Annotated in this window: 1 other RNA gene; it reads right to left on the bottom strand. The window is 56.5% G+C overall.

From position 1 onward, the window contains the following. Positions 1 to 37: 37 nt before the first annotated feature. Positions 38 to 171: non-coding RNA, RtT sRNA (locus tag OGV79_RS01210), on the bottom strand. Between the last annotated feature and the right edge of the window lie 52 nt (positions 172 to 223).

The following is a 223-nucleotide window of genomic DNA, read 5'->3' as shown; positions in this document are numbered from 1 at the left end:
CAGCAAAAAGCCAGCCCGTAGGCTGGCTTTTCTGAATTGGTCGGTGATAGAGGATTACTCGCCACTGCGTGGCTCGCCCTTCGGGCCGTTGCTCGCGCAACGTTCTCTCGCTACGCTCGAGTCGAACCTCTTGCCCCCGGAGGTTCTCATCCTCGTTAAATTCCGGGCAGCAAAAAGCCAGCCCGTAGGCTGGCTTTTCTGAATTGGTCGGTGATAGAGGATT

The sequence above is a fragment of the Citrobacter sp. CK185 genome (assembly GCF_030333565.1).
Classification (GTDB): Bacteria; Pseudomonadota; Gammaproteobacteria; order Enterobacterales; family Enterobacteriaceae; genus Citrobacter_B; species Citrobacter_B koseri.
This window is presented reverse-complemented; position numbering and strand designations above follow the sequence as displayed.